This is a genomic window from Streptomyces rhizoryzae, assembly GCF_023155275.1.
Lineage (GTDB): Bacteria > Actinomycetota > Actinomycetes > Streptomycetales > Streptomycetaceae > Streptomyces > Streptomyces rhizoryzae.
Map to the genome: position 1 here is coordinate 1 of NZ_JALMUV010000033.1, position 19976 is coordinate 19976.

Here is a 19976-nt window from a genome sequence, read left to right on the forward strand (position 1 = left end):
TGGTACTGCAGGGGGGACCCTGTGGGAGAGTAGGACGCCGCCGAACTCCTTTTGAGCTCCGGCTCCTGAATCTTCGGGTTCAGGAGCCGGAGCTTTTTTGTTCGGTCTCCGCGGGGCTGGGCGTAACGCGACGTTCAACTGGTCTGGACAGGCTCCGCGGCATGGGGACAGTGGGAACGCTCAGGTCGGCCGGTGTCCGCGCGGGTGACGAGGTGGTGGTGCCGGCCTACGGCAGCGCCGACATCGCCCGGGCGGTGGTGGAGTCGGGGGCGCTGCCGATGTTCGCCGACGTGGACCCCGGGAGCTACTGCCTGGATCCGGAGGCGCTGGCGGACGCGGTGACGGCGCGGACCGCGGCGGTGGTGGCGGTGCACCGCTTCGGGCGGCCGGCGGACCTGACCCGGCTGCGTGAAGTGGCCCGGCGGCACGGGCTGTTGGTGCTGGTGGAGGACGAGCCGGGAGCGCGGCCCGAGGAGGCCGGGTTGCGGCGGGAGCACGCCAGGTACCTCGACGGGCGGCTGAGCGGCGTACGGACGCCGGAGCCGGCCGCGGGGCACCGCTACGAGCGGTATGTGGTGCGGGTGCCGGGGAACGGGCGGCCGGACCGGGACGCGTTCGCACGAGCCCTGCGCGGCAAGGGAATTGCCTGTGCGGTGCCGGTGCAGGCGCCGGTGTACCGGATGCCGGGGCTGCGGCGGGAGGTCTTCCTGCCGGAGACCGAGCGGGCGGTGGACGAGACGCTGGCGCTGCCGCTGGAGGCTGGGATGACGCGGCGTGCGGTGCAGCGGATGGCGGCGGCCTGCAATGCGCTGGGGGGTTTGCTCCAGCCGGCGTTCTAGGCGGACGCGGCGCCGGTGCGGGGCTGGTTCGGAAAGGGCGCGGAAGTGGGGTACTATTTATCTCGTTGCCGGCCCCAATAGCTCAGTCGGCAGAGCGTCTCCATGGTAAGGAGAAGGTCTACGGTTCGATTCCGTATTGGGGCTCAGATAAGGGAAAGTCCCCCGCCAGCAGGCGGGGGACTTTTTCGTATGCGGGGAAAGGGAGGAAAGGGCAGGGGCCGGGCGGGGGCCGCCGCCCGCCCCGGGAGGGGCTAGGCGGCGGGGACTTCGGGGACGCGGAGGGCGAGGATGGCCATGTCGTCGGAGGCCGGCTCGGCGGCGAAGCGCTCCACGGCGCGCAGGACGCGGGCCGCGACCGCGCCGGCCGTCAGGCCCGTACACGTCGTCAGGACGTCGGCGAGGCCGTCGTCGCCGAGCATACGGGTGCCCTCGCGGCGCTCGGTGACGCCGTCGGTGACGCAGAGCAGGACATCGCCCGGGTCGAGGGTGACGGTCTGCTCGTAGAGTTCGAGGTCGTCCATGACGCCGAGCAGCGGCTGGGGTTCGGCGGCGGGCTCGACCGAGCCGTTCTGCCGCAGGCGGAGCGGGAGGGGGTGGCCGGCGCAGACCACCTTCAGGAGCGCGCTGCCGTCCTCCTGGGGCCACAGTTCGCCGTAAAGGAGTGTCAGGAAGCGGCTGCGGGCGCCCTCGTCGAGGATCGCGGCGTTGAGCCGCTCCAGGACGGCGGGGCCGCCGAAGCCCTCCCGGGCGAGCAGGCGCAGCGCGTGCCGGGCCAGACCGGTGACCGCGGCGGCCTCCGGGCCCGTGCCGCAGACGTCTCCGATGGCGAAGCCGTAGGCGCCGTCGCGGATCGGGAAGAGGTCGTAGAAGTCGCCGCCGACCTCGTTGCCCTCGCCGGCCGCGCGGTAGATGACCTCGGCCTCGACGCCGGGGATGTCCGGCAGCTCCGGGGGCAGCAGGCTGCGCTGGAGGGACTGGCTGATGGCGGTGCGCTCGCTGTACAGGCGGGCGTTGTCCAAAGCCAGGGCGGCGCGGCGGGAGAGGTCCTCGGCGAGTTCGAGGATCTCCTGGCGGAAGTGCTCCTCGGTGGGCTTGCCGAGGGTCAGCATGCCGATGACGCGGTTGCGGGCCACCAGGGGCAGGACGACGGTCTCGCCGCCGACCGCGGCGGCGGTGGCCAGCGTGGCGCCCGGTCCCTTGGAGGGGCGGGCGGACTGCTCCAGGCCGAGGCTGCGCAGGGAGGTGCGCAGGGCCGCGTCGTGCGCGGCGTCGGCGGGCGCGGTCCAGACGCGGGCGCCGGGGGTGGGGTCGGGCTCCGGTGGGTCGACCCGCTTCAGGAGGGTCTTGAGGCCGTCGATGCGGTCCTCGTCCTCGTGCAGGACGTAGGACAGCTCCGGCTCGGACGCCTGGTCGGCGACGGTGTAGACGGCGCACCAGGTGGCGAGGGTGGGGACCGTCATCTGGGCCATCAGGGCCAGGGTCTGGTCGCGGTCGAGGGTGCCGGCCAGGAGGTCGGAGGCTTCGACGAGGAAGGAGAGGGAGCCGCGGCGGAGCTTCTCCAGCTCGGTGAGGCGGGCCCGTTCGACGGCGAGCGCGATCCGGTCGGCGGCGAACTGGAGGCGCAGCGCCTCCTCGTTGGTGTAGCGGCCGGGGTTCTCGGCGGCCACGCCCAGGGAGCCGGTGAGCCGCCCCTCGACCTTGAGCGGGACGGTGACGACCGAGCGCATGCCCGTACCGGCCAGGAGCGGGACGGCGCCGGGGACGGCGGTGAGGTCCTCGTGGACGGCGGGCATCCGGGCGGAGCCGTAGCGGCCGGAGCCGGCCTCGACGGGCACCCGGGCGAAGCGCTGGCGGGCGGAGGGCAGGCCGGTGGAGGCGCGGACCTCCAGTTCGGTCTCGTCGTCGGTGGCCAGCAGGAGGTAGGCGGCGTCGCCGTCGAGCATGTCGCGGGCGCGTTCGACGGTGCGCTGGAGAAGGCCGTCGAGGTCGTCGGGGGCCGGCGAGCCGATGAAGACCTCGAACGGGTCGGTGGGGCGGCCCTCGGGGGCGCCGGCGGTCTCGGTGGCGGGCGGCCGCTGGGGGCTCTGGAGGATGGCGCGCTCGTGGTCGCGGACCAGGAGGCAGACGGTGGACGCCTCGCCGCCGGCGTCGCGGACCCGCAGGTGGGAGGCGTAGACGGGGACGACCCGGCCCTCGGCGTCCCTTATGCCGTAGGACCCCTCCCAGCGGGAGAGCTGGAGCGCCTCGGCGATGCCGGTGCCGGTGCCGGGGGTGTGCGGCCAGGCGGCGAAGTCGCTGAGCGGCTTGCCGATCACCTGCTCGGGGTCGTACCGGAAGAGGTCGGCGGCGTCCTCGTTCCAGAACGTGACGCAGCCGCCGCGGTCGATCTGGATCACCGCGACCCGGACCCGGGTGTCGGTGACCGGGAGGGCGTCGACGGGCAGGGCGGGGCCGGCCGAGCGGGTGCCGGCCGGACGGTCGGGGAGGTCGAGGTGGAACCAGACGCGTTTGCGGTCGGTGGTGTACTCCACACCCCAGCGGGCGGCCAGCGCGCCGCACAGCAGCAGGCCGCGGCCGCCCTCGCGGTCGGGGTGGACCATGGCCTGGCCGGTGTTCTGGAGCGGGATCTCGCGCTCGGGGTAGCGGTCGGCGACGGAGATCCGGACGCCGCCCTCGGTGCGCAGGCACAGTACGTCGGCGGCGGTGCCGGCGTGGACCACGGCATTGGTGACCAGCTCGCTGGTGAGCACCACGGCGTCGTCGACGATGTCGGAGTGGCCCCAGCCCTGGAGGGTGTCGCGGACGAAAGCACGGGCAGTGGCGACCGAGCGCCCGACCGGCTCGAAGGTGGCGGCGGCCCGCGCGGTGATCACTGGTCTCCTCATGCGTGTGTCGGTGATCTGCTCCCCCATGGTCGCGGTGCCCCTCCGAATACCTGTCGTGCTTGCACCACCGCCCGTAGGGAAAGCAGAGCGGATGGACAGCCGTATGCCAGGTTACTTACCTTCACCGGGCCCGGGGATGCCGGTCACGTGTCTTTCGCCCCAATCGTGCGGTGGGACGGTGTGCGATGCTGCCGAACTGTTATGGCCTGGTTGAGCCATGGTGAAACACTGGGCAAGCATGAAGAGAGAGCCCGGTGAGAACGGTCGACCCTGCGGGAGGGACACGGTGGAGTCTGGCGCAGCGGCGCGGGGCGCAAGCACGCGCGCGAAAGGCGGACGAGCCCGCGGTAACGGGACGACCGAGGTCGATGCGGCCGCGCTGAATCGGCTGCTCGCGGCGCTCGTCGCGATGCGGGACGGAAACTTCCGCAAGCGGTTGACGGTTTCCGGCGAAGGCGTGATGTCGGAGATCGCGGCGGTCTTCAACGAGGTCGCGGACCGCAATCTGCATCTGACGGGGGAGCTGGCGCGGGTGCGCCGGGTCGTGGGACGTGAGGGAAAACTCACCGAGCGGCTGGAGGTCGGCGCCGCCGAGGGCTCCTGGGCCGCGGCGATCGAGGCGTCCAACGCCCTGGTCGACGATCTGGTGCGGCCGGTCTCCGAGGTCGGGCGGGTGCTGTCGGCGGTCTCCGAGGGCGACCTGGAGCAGCGGATGGATCTGCGCTCGCGCAGCTCGGACAGCTCTTCGGAGCATCCCCTGCGCGGGGAGTTCCTGAAGGTCGGCCGGACCGTCAACGGACTGGTGGACCAGCTCTCCGCGTTCACCGACGAGGTCACGCGGGTGGCCAGTGAGGTCGGTACGGAGGGCAAGCTCGGCGGACAGGCCCGGGTGCGCGGGATGTCGGGTTCGTGGAAGGACCTGACGGACTCCGTCAACACCATGGCGTCCCGGCTGACCGCGCAGGTCCGCGACATCGCGCTCGTCACCACCGCCGTCGCCAAGGGCGATCTGTCGCGGAAGGTGACCGTCCATGTCGCCGGCGAGATGCTGGAGCTGAAGAACACCGTCAACACGATGGTGGACCAGCTGTCCTCGTTCGCCTCCGAGGTGACCCGGGTCGCGCGGGAGGTCGGCACCGAGGGCGAGCTGGGCGGCCAGGCGCAGGTGCCCGGCGTGGCCGGGGTGTGGAAGGACCTGACCGACTCCGTCAACCTCATGGCGGGCAATCTGACCGCGCAGGTGCGCGGTATCGCCCAGGTCACCACCGCGGTCGCGAACGGCGACCTGTCGCAGAAGGTGACGGTCAGCGCCCGCGGCGAGGTGGCGCAGCTGGCCGAGACCATCAACACCATGACCGAGACGCTGCGCACCTTCGCCGACGAGGTGACGCGGGTGGCGAACGAGGTCGGTGCCGAGGGGCAGCTGGGCGGGCAGGCGCAGGTGCCGGGCGCGGCCGGTACGTGGAAGGACCTCACCGACTCGGTGAACAACGCCTTCCGCAACCTCACCGGGCAGGTCCGGGACATCGCGCAGGTGACCACGGCGGTGGCCAACGGCGATCTGTCGCAGAAGGTCACCGTCGATGTGGCCGGTGAGATGCTGGAGTTGAAGAACACCGTCAACACGATGGTGGACCAGCTCTCCGCGTTCGGCTCCGAAGTGACCCGGGTGGCGCGGGAGATCGGCGTCGAGGGCGAACTGGGCGGCCAGGCCGCCGTACCGGGCGCGGCCGGCACCTGGAAGGACCTCACCGACTCCGTCAACACCGCGTTCCGCAACCTCACCGGGCAGGTGCGCAACATCGCGCAGGTGACGACGGCGGTGGCCAACGGCGACCTGTCGCAGAAGGTCACGGTCGACGTCTCCGGTGAGATGCTCCAGCTGAAGAACACCGTGAACACCATGGTGGACCAGCTGTCGTCGTTCGCCGACCAGGTGACGCGGATGGCCCGGGACGTGGGTACCGAGGGCCGGCTCGGCGGTCAGGCGCGGGTGGACGGCGTCAGCGGGACGTGGAAGGAACTGACCGACTCCGTCAACTTCATGGCGGGGAACCTCACGTCGCAGGTGCGGCAGATCGCCCAGGTGACGACGGCGGTGGCGCGCGGTGACCTGTCGCAGAAGATCGACGTCGACGCGCGCGGCGAGATCCTGGAGCTGAAGAACACCATCAACACGATGGTCGACCAGCTCTCGGCCTTCGCCGAGCAGGTGACCCGGGTGGCCCGGGAGGTCGGTACGGAAGGCCGGCTGGGCGGGCAGGCGCAGGTGCCGGGCGTCGCCGGTGTCTGGCGCGACCTGACCGACTCGGTGAACGGCATGGCCGGCAACCTCACCGCGCAGGTCCGCAACATCGCCCAGGTCGCGACCGCGGTGGCGCGCGGTGACCTCTCGCAGAAGATCGACGTGGACGCCCGGGGCGAGATCCTGGAGCTGAAGAACACCCTCAACACGATGGTGGACCAGCTCTCGTCGTTCGCCGAGGAGGTCACCCGGGTCGCCCGCGAGGTCGGCACCGAGGGCATCCTGGGCGGCCAGGCCGAGGTCCAGGGCGTCAGCGGGACGTGGAAGGACCTCACCCAGTCCGTCAACTTCATGGCGAACAACCTGACCTCGCAGGTGCGCAACATCGGCGAGGTGACGACCGCGGTGGCCCGCGGTGACCTGTCCAAGAAGATCACCGTCGACGCCAAGGGCGAGATCCTCGAACTGGTCACGACCGTGAACACCATGGTCGACCAGCTGTCGCTGTTCGCGGAGCAGGTGACGCGGGTGGCGCGCGAGGTCGGTACGGAGGGCCAGCTCGGCGGCCAGGCGCGGGTGCCGGGCGTCACCGGCATCTGGAAGGACCTCAGCGACAACGTCAACCTGATGGCCAACAACCTGACCATCCAGGTGCGGAACATCTCGCAGGTCTCGGCGGCGGTGGCCAACGGCGACCTGACGAAGAAGGTGACGGTCGAGGCGCGCGGCGAGGTCGCGCAGCTCGCCGACACCGTCAACACCATGGTGACCACGCTCTCGTCGTTCGCCGACGAGGTGACCCGGGTGGCCCGTGAGGTGGGCACCGACGGCATCCTCGGCGGTCAGGCCCGCGTCCCCGGTGTCGCCGGGACGTGGAAGGACCTCACCGAGTCGGTGAACTCCATGGCCAACAACCTCACCGGCCAGGTGCGCAACATCGCCATGGTCACCACCGCCATCGCCAAGGGCGACCTGACCAAGAAGATCGACATCGACGCGCGGGGCGAGATCCTGGCGCTGAAGACCACCATCAACACGATGGTCGACCAGCTGTCGTCGTTCGCCGAGCAGGTCACCAGGGTGGCCCGCGAGGTGGGTACGGAGGGCCAGCTGGGCGGTCAGGCGCAGGTGCGCGGCGTGGCCGGCACCTGGAAGGACCTGACGGAGTCGGTGAACGAGATGGCCGGGAACCTCACCCGGCAGGTGCGCGCCATCGCCGCGGTCGCCGCCGCGGTGACCCTGGGCGACCACAACGTCCGGATCGACGTGGACGCGGCCGGCGAGATCCTGGAGCTCCAGGACAACATCAACACCATGATCTCCACGCTCCGGGAGACCACCCTCGCCAACGAGGAGCAGGACTGGCTCAAGGGCAACCTCGCCCGGATCTCCGGTCTGATGCAGGGCCGCCGCGACCTCAAGGACGTCGCGACCCTCATCATGAGCGAGCTGTCGCCCGCGGTCTCCGCGCAGCACGGCGCGTTCTTCCTCGCCGCGCGCCCGGACGACCAGGAGCTCGGCGCGGCCGGCGACGGCGGGTACGAGCTGCGGCTGATGGGCTCGTACGGCTACGCGATGGGCGGGATGCCGACGGTGTTCAAGCCGGGGGAGACGCTGATCGGGACGGCGGCCGAGGAGGGCCGCACGATTCTGGTGGAGAACGTGCCCTCCGGCTACCTCAAGATCGCCTCGGGGCTCGGGGAGGCGCCGCCGGCCAACGTCATCGTGCTGCCGGTGCTGTTCGAGGACAAGGTGCTCGGGGTCATCGAGCTGGCGTCCTTCCAGCCGTTCACCCAGATCCAGAAGGACTTCCTCAACCAGATCGCCGAGATGATCGCGACCAGTGTCAACACCATCTCGGTGAACACCAAGACCGAGGTGCTGCTGAAGCAGTCGCAGGAGCTGACCGAGCAACTCCGGGAGCGTTCGGCGGAGTTGGAGAGCCGGCAGAAGGCGCTGGAGCTGTCCAACTCCGAACTGGAGGAGAAGGCCGAGCAGCTGCGGGCGCAGAACCGCGACATCGAGGTGAAGAACACCGAGATCGAGGAGGCGCGGCAGGTCCTGGAGGAGCGGGCCGAGCAGCTCGCGGTGTCCATGCGCTACAAGTCGGAGTTCCTGGCGAACATGTCGCACGAGCTGCGGACGCCGCTGAACTCCCTGCTCATCCTCGCCAAGCTGCTGGCCGACAACGCCGAGGGGAACCTCTCCCCGAAGCAGGTGGAGTTCGCCGAGACCATCCACGGCGCCGGTTCCGACCTGCTCCAGCTGATCAACGACATCCTGGACCTGTCGAAGGTCGAGGCGGGCAAGATGGACGTCTCACCGACCCGGATCGCGCTGGTGCAGCTGGTCGACTACGTCGAGGCGACGTTCCGGCCGCTGACCGCCGAGAAGGGCCTGGACTTCTCCGTCCGGGTCTCCCCGGAGCTGCCCGCGACGCTGCACACCGACGAGCAGCGGCTGCTCCAGGTGCTGCGCAACCTGCTGTCCAACGCGGTGAAGTTCACCGACAGCGGCGCGGTGGAGCTGGTGATCCGGCCGGCCGGCGAGGACGTGCCGGTGGCCATCCGGGAGCAGCTGCTGGAGCACGGCTCGCTGCGCGACCCGGACGCCGGGATGATCGCGTTCTCGGTGACCGACACCGGTATCGGCATCGCCTCCAGCAAGATGCGGGTGATCTTCGAGGCGTTCAAGCAGGCGGACGGCACGACCAGCCGCAAGTACGGCGGCACCGGCCTGGGCCTGTCCATCAGCCGGGAGATCGCCCGGCTGCTGGGCGGTGAGATCCACGCCCAGAGCGAGCCCAACCGCGGTTCGACGTTCACGCTCTACCTCCCGCACAGCCCCGGCGGGCTGCCCCCGCAGGGCTACCCGCAGCTGGTCGCCGGCGGGCTGGCGATGGACGCCGAGGCGCGGGAGACCGAGGACGGTGACCAGCAGGGCGAGGAGACCTCGCGCGAGCGGGGCGCCGGCGCGCTGAGCCGGCGCCGTCGGCGGGCGGTCGCCGCCGGACCGCGGCGGCCGGCGCTGCCGGGCCAGCCGCCCGCGGGGGCGCCGCAGCCGGCGCCGGCCGCGGCGCCGCAGCCCGACCGGCAGCCGGAGGAGTCCTGGCTCGGCAACGGCCAGGACCTGGTCGATCCCGGCTTCGAGGGCGGCTTCCACGGCGAGAAGGTGCTGATCGTCGACGACGACATCCGCAACGTCTTCGCGCTGACCAGCGTCCTGGAGCAGCACGGCCTGTCGGTGCTGTACGCGGAGAACGGCCGGGAGGGCATCGAGGTGCTGGAGCAGCACGACGATATCGTGCTGGTCCTGATGGACATCATGATGCCCGAGATGGACGGGTACGCGACGACCGCGGCGATCCGTCGGATGCCGCAGTTCGCCGGGCTGCCGATCATCGCGCTGACCGCGAAGGCCATGAAGGGCGACCGGGAGAAGAGCATCGACTCCGGGGCGTCGGACTACGTGACCAAGCCGGTGGACACCGACCACCTGCTGTCGGTGATGGAGCACTGGATGCGCCAGAGGTGACGGACCGTCGGGTGGGCGTCCACTATGGACGGTGGAAGAGGATCATCGCGTGCTGACGGAGTGTGGCCGTGAACGTGTGGGACCGCGGGATGCGGGGAACCTTCTCGTCTCGCCCTGCGTTTCCGCTACGTGCACAGTGACATCGCGGTGACAGGGTGTGGCGACAGGCGGGGTGCAGCTACCATGACCGGCACAAGGACGGGCGGCGTGACGGAGTCGTCCCCTGGGGCGGCGTCCGGTTCCATGCCGGGGCGAGGAGGACGGGCCATGGTGCAGAAGGCCAAGATCCTCCTGGTCGATGACCGGCCGGAGAATCTGCTGGCGCTGGAGGCGATCCTCTCCGCGCTCGATCAGACACTGGTGCGGGCATCGTCCGGGGAGGAAGCGCTCAAAGCACTGCTCACCGACGACTTCGCGGTGATTCTGCTCGATGTGCAGATGCCGGGGATGGACGGCTTCGAGACCGCCGCGCACATCAAGCGCCGGGAGCGCACCCGCGACATCCCGATCATCTTCCTCACCGCGATCAACCACGGCCCGCACCACACCTTCCGCGGCTACGCGGCCGGCGCGGTCGACTACATCTCCAAGCCGTTCGACCCGTGGGTGCTGCGCGCCAAGGTCTCGGTCTTCGTCGACCTGTACATGAAGAACTGCCAGCTGCGCGAGCAGGCTGCGCTGCTGCGGCTCCAGCTGGACGGCGGCCGGCAGAGCGCCGGTGACAAGGAGTCCGCCGGGCTGCTCGCCGAGCTCTCGGCGCGGCTGGCCGCGGTCGAGGAGCAGGCCGAGGCGCTCTCCAAACAGCTCGACGAGTCCGCGGACGCCGCGGCGGTGGCGACCGCCGCGCATCTGGAGCGCAAGCTCACCGGCCTGCGGCGGGCCCTGGACGCGCTGGAGCCGGGAGCCGGGGCGCCGACCGCCTGACGGGGCGTCCGCGGCCGTCTGACGGCCTTTCACGCGCCCGGCGCGCGACACGAATGGGTGAAGCGCCGCGCGCTCGTGCCGTGCGCTCCGGCGCCTGTAATCTCGTCGGCATGGCCTCACGTACGTCCGGCAAGGGAACCCAGCGCACGGCGGGCCCCGCCAAGCCGCGCGCCGGACAGTCCGGGGGCGCCGCGAAGAAGACCGCCGCCAAGAAGGCGCCCGCGCGCCGGCCGCCGGCCAGGAAGGCCGCGCCCGCGAAGCAGGCACCGGCCAGGAAGGCGCCCGCCAAGCGGCCCGCGCCGAAGCCGGCGCCGTCGCCGACCGGGGGTGTCTACCGCCTCGTGCGCGCCTGCTGGCTCGGGACCGCGCACGCCATCGGGGCGGTGTTCCGCAGCTTCGGCCGCGGCGCCAAGAACCTCGATCCGGCGCACCGCAAGGACGGGCTGGCGCTGCTGCTGCTCGGTCTGGCGCTGGTGGTCGCGGCGGGCACCTGGTCCAATCTCTCCGGGCCGGTCGGCAACCTCGTCGAGCTGCTGGTCACCGGCGCGTTCGGGCGGCTGGACCTGGTCGTGCCGATCCTGCTCGGCGGGATCGCGGTCCGGCTGATCCGGCACCCGGAGCGGCCGGAGGCCAACGGCCGGATCATCATCGGGCTGTCCGCGCTGGTGATCGGCGTGCTCGGGCAGGTGGCGATGGCCTGCGGCTCCCCGGGGCGCGGGGACGGGCTCGCCGCCATACAGGACGCCGGCGGCTATGTCGGCTGGGCGGTCTCCAAACCGCTGATCTTCACCGTCGGGCAGACCCTGGCGGTGGCGCTGCTGGTGCTGCTGACCGTCTTCGGGCTGCTGGTGGTGACCGCGACGCCGGTGAACGCCATCCCGCAGCGGCTGCGGGCGCTCGGCGCGCGGCTGGGCATCCTGGAGACCGCGGACCCCGACCCGTACGACGACGAGGCGGCGTACGGCGCGGAGTGGCGCGAGGAGCCGGCCCGCCGGCCGCGGCGCGCCGCGGCACCGCCGCCGGACGACCCGGACGCGCTGGAGGAGGCCGCGCTCGGCAAGCGGCGCCGGCCGCGCCGGGCCGCCGGCCAGGGCGCCGACCGGCCGATGGATGCGGTGGACGTGGCCGCCGCGGCCGCCGCCGCGCTGGACGGCGCGGTGCTGCACGGCGTCCAGCCCTCACCGGTGGTCGCCGAGCTGAGCGGCGCGGTCGCCGGGGAGCGCCGGGAGCGCGGTGCGGACCCCGGGACGGACCCCGGGGCGGACAGCACATCGGTGCCGCCGGCCCGGGGCGCGGAGCCGCCCGCGGAGCAGGGGCCCGGGAAGGCCGCCGGGTCCGGGCCGGTGCCGGACCTCACCAAGCGCGCGGTGCCCGACCTCACCAAGGCGGCGCCGGAGCCGTCCGGCGAGCTGCCGCAGCGCGCCGAGCAGCTCCAGCTCGCCGGCGACATCACCTACGCGCTGCCGTCGTTGGACCTGCTGACCCGCGGCGGCCCGGGCAAGTCCCGCAGCGCCGCCAACGACGCCATAGTGCACGCGCTGACCAACGTCTTCACCGAGTTCAAGGTGGACGCCGCGGTCACCGGCTTCACCCGCGGCCCGACGGTCACCCGCTACGAGATCGAGCTGGGCCCCGCGGTGAAGGTCGAGAAGATCACCGCGCTGGCCAAGAACATCGCGTACGCGGTGGCCTCGCCGGACGTGCGGATCATCTCGCCGATCCCGGGCAAGTCCGCGGTCGGCATCGAGATCCCCAACACCGACCGCGAGATGGTCAACGTCGGCGACGTGCTGCGGCTGGCGGACGCCGCGGAGGACGACCATCCGATGCTGGTCGCGCTCGGCAAGGACGTCGAGGGCGGCTACGTGATGGCGAACATGGCGAAGATGCCGCACATCCTGGTGGCCGGTGCCACCGGCTCCGGCAAGTCGTCCTGCATCAACTGCCTGATCACCTCGATCATGATGCGGGCCACGCCCGAGGACGTCCGGATGGTGCTGGTCGACCCCAAGCGGGTGGAGCTGACCGCCTACGAGGGCATCCCGCACCTGATCACGCCGATCATCACCAACCCCAAGCGGGCCGCCGAGGCGCTCCAGTGGGTGGTGCGCGAGATGGACCTGCGCTACGACGACCTCGCGGCGTTCGGCTACCGCCACATCGACGACTTCAACGCGGCGGTCCGCTCCGGCAAGCTGAAGACCCCCGAGGGCAGTGAGCGGGAGCTGGCGCCGTACCCGTACCTGCTGGTGATCGTCGACGAGCTGGCGGACCTGATGATGGTGGCGCCGCGGGACGTCGAGGACGCCATCGTCCGGATCACGCAGCTGGCCCGCGCCGCCGGCATCCACCTGGTGCTGGCGACCCAGCGGCCCTCGGTCGACGTGGTCACCGGCCTGATCAAGGCGAACGTGCCGTCCCGGCTGGCGTTCGCGACCTCCTCGCTGGCCGACAGCCGGGTCATCCTGGACCAGCCGGGCGCCGAGAAGCTGATCGGCAAGGGCGACGGGCTGTTCCTGCCGATGGGGGCGAACAAGCCGGTCCGGATGCAGGGCGCGTTCGTCACCGAGGACGAGGTGGCCGCCGTCGTCCGGCACTGCAAGGACCAGATGACCCCGGTCTTCCGGGACGACGTCACCGTCGGCACCGCGAAGAAGAAGGAGATCGACGAGGACATCGGCGACGACCTGGACCTGCTGTGCCAGGCGGCCGAGCTGGTGGTCTCGACCCAGTTCGGGTCGACGTCGATGCTCCAGCGGAAGCTGCGGGTGGGGTTCGCCAAGGCCGGCCGGCTGATGGACCTGATGGAGTCGCGGAACATCGTCGGGCCGAGCGAGGGCTCCAAGGCGCGCGACGTGCTGGTGAAGCCGGACGAATTGGACGGAGTGCTCGCGGTGATCCGGGGGGAGGCTACCCAGTAGCTCGCACGTACGGGCCCCCTCGTCCGTGCGGGAAGGCAACCGTTTTCCTTGGCGGCACGTCAAGTTGAGGGAAGCGGGGGAGGGCGCTGCCGCCCTCCGGCCCCGGGGCACCGCCGCGGGGCGTTCTGATGGCGTACAAACCCGGCTCTCCCGCTTGCCCGACCCTTTCGCAACACCCCTAGACTGAACTTCCAGCAGGTGGCTACACGCTCGAAAGGCGCCCCCGTGTCCATCGGCAACTCCCCCAACTCCCCCGAAGAGGACCGGTCTTCCCCCGGTCCGGAGCGGCCCTCGCTCGGCCGCGTCCTCCAGCAGGCCCGCATCGGCGCGGGACTGACCGTCGAAGAGGTCAGTACGGCGACGCGGGTGCGGATCCCCATCGTGCACGCGATCGAACAGGACGACTTCTCGCGCTGCGGCGGCGACGTCTACGCGCGCGGACACATCAGAGCGCTCGCCCGCGCCGTCTCCCTCGACCCCCGGCCCCTGGTCGAGCGCTACGACGCCGAGCACGGCGGCCGGCCCACCCCGACGGTGGCCGCGCCGCTCTTCGAGGCGGAGCGGATCCGGCCGGAACCGCGCCGCCCCAACTGGACCGCCGCGATGGTCGCGGCGATCGTCGCGGTCGTCGGCTTCGCCGGTTTCACCTTCTTCAGCAGCGGCGGCAAGCACCAGGGCGGCCCGATCGCCGCCGACACCGCCAAGGCCGACAAGCCGGGACCGGCCCGCACCATCCATCCGCGCGCCCCCCAGCCTCCGCAGCCGGCCCCCTCCGACAGCGCCATCGCCGGACTGCCCAAGGACAAGGTCACGATCAAGGTGACCGCCAAGGACGGGCAGAGCTGGATCTCCGCCAAGGACGCCAGCGGCAAGCTCCTCCAGGACGGGCTGCTCAAGCAGGGGGAGTCGAAGACGTTCACCGACAAGAAGCGGATCGATCTCGTCGTGGGCAACGCCGGGGCCGTACAGCTGTACGTCAACGGCAAGGAGGTCAAGAAGGTCGGCGACGAGGGCACGGTGGAGCGGCTGAGCTACACGCCGGGAGACCCGCAGGCGGGCTGAGGCCCGCCGCCCCGCAGGTCGGTGCCGCCCGCCCCGGGACGTCCCGGAGCGGGCGGCACCGACCTGCGCGCCGTGGGGGTGTCCGGGACGAAGTAGGCTGAGCCCCATGCCCGAACGCCGTACCGTCGCCCTTGTCACCCTTGGCTGCGCCCGTAACGAGGTGGACTCGGAGGAGCTCGCAGGCCGCTTGGCAGCGGACGGCTGGGAGCTCGTCGAGGACGCCGCCGACGCGGATGTGGCCGTCGTCAACACCTGCGGTTTCGTCGAGGCCGCCAAGAAGGACTCCGTCGACGCCCTGCTGGAGGCCAACGATCTCAAGGCCGCGGCCAAGGAGGGCGGCGGCCGGACCCAGGCCGTGGTCGCCGTCGGCTGCATGGCCGAGCGCTACGGCAAGGAGCTGGCCGAGGCGCTGCCGGAGGCGGACGGCGTGCTCGGTTTCGACGACTACGCCGACATCTCCGACCGGCTCCAGACCATCCTCAGCGGCGGCATCCACGCCTCGCACACCCCGCGCGACCGCCGCAAGCTGCTGCCGATCAGCCCGGCCGAGCGGCAGGACGCCGCCGGGGTCGCGCTGCCCGGCCACGCGCAGACCGCCGCCGAGCCGGCGCCCGCGCCGCAGGACCTGCCCGAAGGTGTCGCGCCGGCCTCCGGGCCGCGGGCGCCGCTGCGCCGCCGGCTGGGCAGCGAGCCGGTCGCCTCGGTGAAGCTGGCCTCCGGCTGCGACCGGCGCTGCTCGTTCTGCGCCATCCCCTCCTTCCGAGGCTCGTTCATCTCCCGCCGCCCCTCCGACGTGCTGGCCGAGACCCGCTGGCTGGCCGAGCAGGGCGTCAAGGAGGTGATGCTGGTCTCCGAGAACAACACCTCCTACGGCAAGGACCTCGGCGACATCCGGCTGCTGGAGACGCTGCTGCCGGAGCTGGCCGCGGTGGACGGCATCGAGCGGATCCGGGTCAGCTACCTCCAGCCCGCCGAGATGCGGCCCGGTCTGATCGACGTGCTGACCGGTACGGACAAGGTCGCGCCCTACTTCGACCTGTCCTTCCAGCACTCGGCGCCGGGCGTGCTGCGTGCGATGCGGCGGTTCGGCGACACCGACCGCTTCCTGGAGCTGCTGGAGACGATCCGGACGAAGGCCCCGGAAGCCGGGGCGCGCTCCAACTTCATCGTGGGCTTCCCCGGGGAGTCCGAGAGCGACCTGGCGGAGCTGGAGCGGTTCCTGAACGAGGCCCGCCTGGATGCCATCGGCGTTTTCGGGTACTCCGACGAAGAGGGCACCGAGGCGGCCGGCTACGACGGCAAGCTCGACCCGGAGGTGGTCGCCGAGCGGCTGGACCGGGTGTCCCGGCTGGCCGAGGAGCTGACCGCGCAGCGGGCGGCCGAGCGGGTCGGGGAGACGGTCCGGGTGCTGGTGGACCGGGTCGACGACGAGGACGACGGCATCGTCGGGCGGGCCGCGCACCAGGCGCCGGAGACCGACGGGGTCACGCTCCTCACGAGCGGCCGGGACCTGCGGCCCGGTCGTATGGTCGAAGCAAAGGTCGTCGCGAGCGAGGGCGTGGACCTCGTGGCGGAGGTGCTGTCGGTGGTCGGTACGGGGTGTAGCGAGGAGGCGGGCAGATGAGCGGAGCCTCGGCTTCCGCCGCCGGGGGGCCGCGCACCGCGCCGGCCGTCCGGCAGGCCGGGCTGTGGAACATCGCCAACGTCCTGACGATGCTGCGGCTGCTGCTCGTGCCGGCGTTCGTGCTGCTGCTGATGCACGACGGCGGGACGAACCCGGCCTGGCGGTCGTTCGCCTGGGCGGCCTTCGCCATCGCCATGATCACCGATGTCTTCGACGGGCACCTGGCCCGTACGTACAACCTGGTCACCGACTTCGGCAAGATCGCCGATCCGATCGCGGACAAGGCGATCATGGGCGCCGCGCTGATCTGCCTGTCGGTGCTCGGGGATCTGTCCTGGTGGGTCACCGGCGTGATCCTCTTCCGGGAGCTGGGGATCACGCTGATGCGCTTCTGGGTGATCAAGCACGGAGTGATTCCGGCCAGTCGCGGCGGCAAGATCAAGACATTGGCGCAGGGCACCGCCGTGGGCATGTACGTGCTGGTGCTGTCCGGACCGCTGGCCACCTTCCGCTGGTGGGTGATGGCGGTGGCGGTCGCGCTGACCGTGGCGACCGGGCTGGACTACGTCCGGCAGGCCGTGGTGCTGCGCCGGGCCGGGCTGGCCCGGGAGCGGGCCGCGCGCGGGGAAGAGAGCGGGGTCCGGTGAGCGCGCCGGGTTCTGCGGCGGCCGGGGCGCTCGACGTGCTCGCCGGGCGGCGGCAGAGCCTGGCGGTGGCCGAGTCGCTCACCGGCGGGCTGGTCGCCGGTGCGCTGACCGCCGTACCCGGCGCCTCGCGGGTGGTGCGCGGTGCGGTCACCGCGTACGCCACCGACGTCAAGCGGGACGTGCTGGGGGTGGACGGTGCGCTGCTGGCCGCGCGGGGCGCGGTCGACGGCGAGGTCGCGCGGCAGATGGCCCGCGGCGTACGGCGGGTGCTGGGCGCCGACTGGGGCATCGCCACCACGGGCGTCGCCGGGCCCGAGCCGCAGGACGGGCAGCCGGTGGGCACCGTCTACGTGGCCGTGCAGGGCCCGGACGGTGCGGGGGCGGTCCGGCGGCTGGCGCTGGCGGGGGACCGCGAGCGGATCCGTCGTGACACCGTCCAAGCCGTTCTGGAGCTTCTGTTGAGCGAACTCACAGAAAATGAGCGGGCACAGGATACGGAACAACACGGGGGGAATGGATGTTTGCAGCCCTGAGTGAACACGTACTCGCTCCCGGCACGGCCGCGGCCCGAGGCGGTACGGTGGGGCGAGAAGGATCCGCATCCGAGGTCCGAGGAGGGAGCCAGCGATGATTCTGCTTCGTCGCCTGCTGGGTGACGTGCTGCGCCGACAGCGTCAGCGCCAAGGCCGCACCCTGCGCGAGGTCTCGTCCTCCGCCCGGGTGTCGCTCGGCTACTTGTCCGAGGTCGAGAGGGGCCAGAAGGAGGCGTCCTCCGAGCTGCTCTCGGCGATCTGCGACGCGCTGGATGTGCGCATGTCCGAGCTGATGCGGGAGGTCAGCGACGAGCTGGCGCTCGCCGAGCTGGCCGCGTCCGCGGCCGCGACCGACACGGTGCCCGCACCGGTCCGGCCGAAGCTCAATTCGGTGTCCGTCACGTCCCTGGCCGGTGTGCCGGAGGAGCGTGTGACCATCAAGCCCCCGGCCGACGTCGTGGATGTCGTCGCGGCCTGAGATCCGGGACCTCCCGGTCCGTGCATAGCCGGAGCCCCGGTGGGCAGCAGCCCACCGGGGCTTCCTGCTGTCCGCGGGGCGCTCCCGCCCGGCCGCCGGTGCGGCGCCCGGGGGCTGGCCCGGCCGGACGGCCCGGGCCGCCCGGAGCGGAGCCCCGGCCCGTACCATGGGGCTAAATCGGAATATTCGCCCGAATATCCTCCATGCACCTGAAAAGGAGTATCTGGATGTCTGTGGTCACAAGCACGCTCTCCGATGAAGCCCGCACCGTCGTCGGCAATGCCCTCCAGGGCGCCCTGGTCGACCTGGTCGATCTCTCCCTGCTCGCCAAGCAGGTGCACTGGAACGTCGTCGGTCCGCGCTTCCGCTCCGTCCACCTCCAGCTCGACGAAGTGGTCGCCAGCGCCCGCCAGCACGCCGACACGGTGGCCGAGCGGGCCTCGGCGATCGGGGTCACCCCGGACGGCCGGGCCGCGACGGTCGCCAAGACCAGCGGCATCAGCGAGGGGCCGGAGGGCTGGATCCAGGACGGCGACGTGGTCCGCACGATGGTCGACGCGCTCGGTGCGGTCATCCGCCGGATGCGGGAGCGGATCAGCGCCACCGACCAGCCCGACCCGGTCACCCAGGACCTCCTCATCGGGCTCACCGCCGACCTGGAGAAGCACCACTGGATGTTCCAGGCCGAGTCCCGGTGACCGGCCGCTGACCGGGCCCGCCGTCCGGTGTTCCCGGGGCGCACCGCACGCGCTGGGGCGTGCGCCGGTGCGCCCCTGCCGCCGGGCGGCGGGCCCGGTCTAGCGTCGGCCCGAGGAGGCAGGCATGGCGAGGGGTGCGAGACCCGCGCCGGGGCGGTGGATATCCGCGGCGCTCGTCGGGGGGCTGTGGTGGTGGGCGCTCGGCCGCCTGGTCCTGTCGCCGGGGTCGACCGGGCCGGTCGAGGGGGCGGTGGCGGCGGCCGGGTGGGGGCTCAGCCTGCTGCCGGTGCACTGCGTCCCGTGGACCGGCCGGGGCGGCCGGCCGCGCGGCGGGGCGGCGCCCGGGGTGCCGGCGGAACTCGTACGGGCCTGGCGGTTCGTCCGGCTGTGGCGGCGGCGCAGCGGGGTGGTGCTGAGGCGCTGGTGGCGTACGCGGGGGCGGTGAGGGGGGCTTTCGGGATCGTGTGTCTCCGTGTCTCCGTGTCGCCGTGCCTCCGTGTTTCGGTGTCCCGAGTTCCGGTGCTTCGGTGCTTCGGTGTTTTCGGTGGGGTGGGGCGGGGTTTCGTTGCGGCCGGGGGTGGCCCCGGGGTCGGGGGCCGGGCCGGTGGCGGGAGCCTTGGTGGCGGGCCGGTGGTGACGCGTCGGCAGCTGATGGGGTGTCAAGTAGGGGTCGATGGACGGGGCGCGGGTGGGGTGGGGGGCGCGCTCAGGTGGCGGGTGGGGTGGCGGCCGTTGGCGGGGGCGGCTGGCAGGACGGGCACCAGTAGGTGACGCGGTCCTCGGTGGCGGGGCCCTGGCCGGCGGTGCGGACGGGCGTACCGCAGCGCAGGCAGGGGCGGCCGGCGCGGCCGTAGACCCACAGGCGGCGGTCCGGACGGCCGCTGGGGGTGGTGGTCCGGGCCGGGCGGTCCTTGTTCGCCTCCAGGAGCCGCTTGGCGAGCGCCGGGGCGCGCTCGGGGGCGGGCAGCGCGCCGACCGGGAGCCAGGGGGAGGCGCCGAGCAGGAAGCACAGCTCGCACGTGAAGACATTGCCGATCCCGGCGAGATTGCGCTGGTCCAGCAGGGCCTCGCCGAGGGGGCGGCCGGGGGCGGCCAGCAGCCGGCGCAGCGCCTCGTCCGGGTCCCAGTCGGGCCCGAGCAGATCGGGGCCGAGGTGGCCGGTGACCCGGTCCTCGTCGGCGGTGCGCAGCAGGTCCAGGACGGGGAGGCGGTAGCCGACAGCGGTGTGCGCGGCGGTGCCGAGGACCGCGCGGATCTGGTGGGCGGGGCCGCCGCGCCAGCGCTCGGTCGGGGCGTAGAGCTTCCAGGCGCCGTCCATCCGCAGGTGGGAGTGGAGGGTCAGACCGCCCTCGAAGCGGGTGAGCAGGTGCTTGCCGCGCGGGACCACCGCCAGCACCTCGCGCCCGGTCAGGTCCACCGTGGCCAGCCGGGGGACCCGCAGGTCGCAGCGGGTCAGCGGGCTGCCGGCCAGCGCGTGGTGGAGGCGGCCGGCCAGCCGCCAGACGGTGTCGCCTTCGGGCATGGGGCCATCATGCACCGGTGGCGCCGGGCCCGGGGCCCGCGGGCCCCGCCGCCGGTGCCCGGGG

General features: G+C 72.3%; 13 protein-coding genes and 1 tRNA gene. 12 read left to right on the top strand and 2 right to left on the bottom strand.

What is annotated here, in order from left to right; translation table 11 throughout:
• Positions 1-161 precede the first annotated feature (161 nt).
• Both MUU72_RS23830 and MUU72_RS23835 read left to right on the top strand, forming a co-directional pair.
• Positions 162-839, top strand: a complete 678-nt coding sequence (locus MUU72_RS23830) for a DegT/DnrJ/EryC1/StrS family aminotransferase (RefSeq protein WP_248015424.1) — start codon at positions 162-164, stop codon at positions 837-839.
• Positions 840-910: 71 nt separating this feature from the next.
• Positions 911-983, top strand: a tRNA-Thr gene (locus MUU72_RS23835).
• A 107-nt stretch (positions 984-1090) separates the two neighbouring features.
• On the opposite strand, the gene MUU72_RS23840 is transcribed toward MUU72_RS23835, so the two are convergent.
• Complete coding sequence (locus MUU72_RS23840; protein ID WP_372503248.1) at positions 1091-3751, bottom strand: SpoIIE family protein phosphatase; 2661 nt, start codon at positions 3749-3751, stop codon at positions 1091-1093.
• A gap of 259 nt (positions 3752-4010) precedes the next feature.
• Here MUU72_RS23840 and MUU72_RS23845 point away from each other — a divergent pair, with 259 nt between their 5' ends.
• The 10 genes from MUU72_RS23845 (at position 4011) to MUU72_RS23890 (ending at position 18835) form a co-directional block, all read left to right on the top strand.
• Positions 4011-9503: a HAMP domain-containing protein gene (locus tag MUU72_RS23845; RefSeq protein WP_248015426.1), complete on the top strand. Its 5493-nt coding sequence runs from the start codon at positions 4011-4013 to the stop codon at positions 9501-9503.
• 267 nt (positions 9504-9770) lie between these two features.
• Entirely contained in the window at positions 9771-10427 is a 657-nt protein-coding gene (locus MUU72_RS23850) for a response regulator (RefSeq protein ID WP_248015427.1), read from the top strand.
• 110 nt (positions 10428-10537) lie between these two features.
• Positions 10538-13348 carry a DNA translocase FtsK gene (locus MUU72_RS23855; RefSeq protein WP_248015428.1) on the top strand — a complete coding sequence of 937 codons (2811 nt, stop codon included), beginning with the start codon at positions 10538-10540 and terminating at the stop codon, positions 13346-13348.
• A gap of 225 nt (positions 13349-13573) precedes the next feature.
• Positions 13574-14410 carry a helix-turn-helix domain-containing protein gene (locus MUU72_RS23860; RefSeq protein WP_248015429.1) on the top strand — a complete coding sequence of 279 codons (837 nt, stop codon included), beginning with the start codon at positions 13574-13576 and terminating at the stop codon, positions 14408-14410.
• Positions 14411-14516: 106 nt separating this feature from the next.
• Positions 14517-16034: a 30S ribosomal protein S12 methylthiotransferase RimO gene (gene rimO, locus MUU72_RS23865; protein ID WP_248015430.1), complete on the top strand. Its 1518-nt coding sequence runs from the start codon at positions 14517-14519 to the stop codon at positions 16032-16034.
• Positions 16031-16681 carry a CDP-diacylglycerol--glycerol-3-phosphate 3-phosphatidyltransferase gene (gene pgsA, locus MUU72_RS23870; RefSeq protein ID WP_248015431.1) on the top strand — a complete coding sequence of 217 codons (651 nt, stop codon included), beginning with the start codon at positions 16031-16033 and terminating at the stop codon, positions 16679-16681. The genes rimO and pgsA overlap by 4 nt, the downstream gene beginning before the upstream one ends.
• On the top strand, positions 16678-17214 hold the full coding sequence (locus MUU72_RS23875; protein WP_248015432.1) for a CinA family protein: 537 nt from the start codon (positions 16678-16680) through the stop codon (positions 17212-17214). The genes pgsA and MUU72_RS23875 overlap by 4 nt, the downstream gene beginning before the upstream one ends.
• A gap of 94 nt (positions 17215-17308) precedes the next feature.
• Positions 17309-17692 carry a helix-turn-helix domain-containing protein gene (locus MUU72_RS23880; protein ID WP_066973729.1) on the top strand — a complete coding sequence of 128 codons (384 nt, stop codon included), beginning with the start codon at positions 17309-17311 and terminating at the stop codon, positions 17690-17692.
• A 227-nt stretch (positions 17693-17919) separates the two neighbouring features.
• On the top strand, positions 17920-18390 hold the full coding sequence (locus MUU72_RS23885) for a Dps family protein (RefSeq protein WP_248015433.1): 471 nt from the start codon (positions 17920-17922) through the stop codon (positions 18388-18390).
• A 124-nt stretch (positions 18391-18514) separates the two neighbouring features.
• Positions 18515-18835, top strand: a complete 321-nt coding sequence (locus tag MUU72_RS23890; protein ID WP_248015434.1) for a hypothetical protein — start codon at positions 18515-18517, stop codon at positions 18833-18835.
• Between the two features lie 261 nt (positions 18836-19096).
• Here MUU72_RS23890 and MUU72_RS23895 read toward each other — a convergent pair whose 3' ends face one another.
• Positions 19097-19912, bottom strand: coding sequence for an Fpg/Nei family DNA glycosylase (locus tag MUU72_RS23895; RefSeq protein WP_248015435.1), 816 nt, complete (start codon positions 19910-19912; stop codon positions 19097-19099).
• Between the last annotated feature and the right edge of the window lie 64 nt (positions 19913-19976).

Coding starts and splice junctions, on each gene's coding strand:
- MUU72_RS23880 (WP_066973729.1), top strand. CDS start 17,309: ATGATTCTGCTTCGTCGCCTGCTGGGTGACGTGCTGCGCCGACAGCGT.
- MUU72_RS23850 (WP_248015427.1), top strand. CDS start 9,771: ATGGTGCAGAAGGCCAAGATCCTCCTGGTCGATGACCGGCCGGAGAAT.
- MUU72_RS23855 (WP_248015428.1), top strand. CDS start 10,538: ATGGCCTCACGTACGTCCGGCAAGGGAACCCAGCGCACGGCGGGCCCC.
- pgsA (WP_248015431.1), top strand. CDS start 16,031: ATGAGCGGAGCCTCGGCTTCCGCCGCCGGGGGGCCGCGCACCGCGCCG.
- MUU72_RS23885 (WP_248015433.1), top strand. CDS start 17,920: ATGTCTGTGGTCACAAGCACGCTCTCCGATGAAGCCCGCACCGTCGTC.
- MUU72_RS23890 (WP_248015434.1), top strand. CDS start 18,515: ATGGCGAGGGGTGCGAGACCCGCGCCGGGGCGGTGGATATCCGCGGCG.
- MUU72_RS23830 (WP_248015424.1), top strand. CDS start 162: ATGGGGACAGTGGGAACGCTCAGGTCGGCCGGTGTCCGCGCGGGTGAC.
- MUU72_RS23840 (WP_372503248.1), bottom strand. CDS start 3,751: ATGGGGGAGCAGATCACCGACACACGCATGAGGAGACCAGTGATCACC.
- MUU72_RS23895 (WP_248015435.1), bottom strand. CDS start 19,912: ATGCCCGAAGGCGACACCGTCTGGCGGCTGGCCGGCCGCCTCCACCAC.
- rimO (WP_248015430.1), top strand. CDS start 14,517: ATGCCCGAACGCCGTACCGTCGCCCTTGTCACCCTTGGCTGCGCCCGT.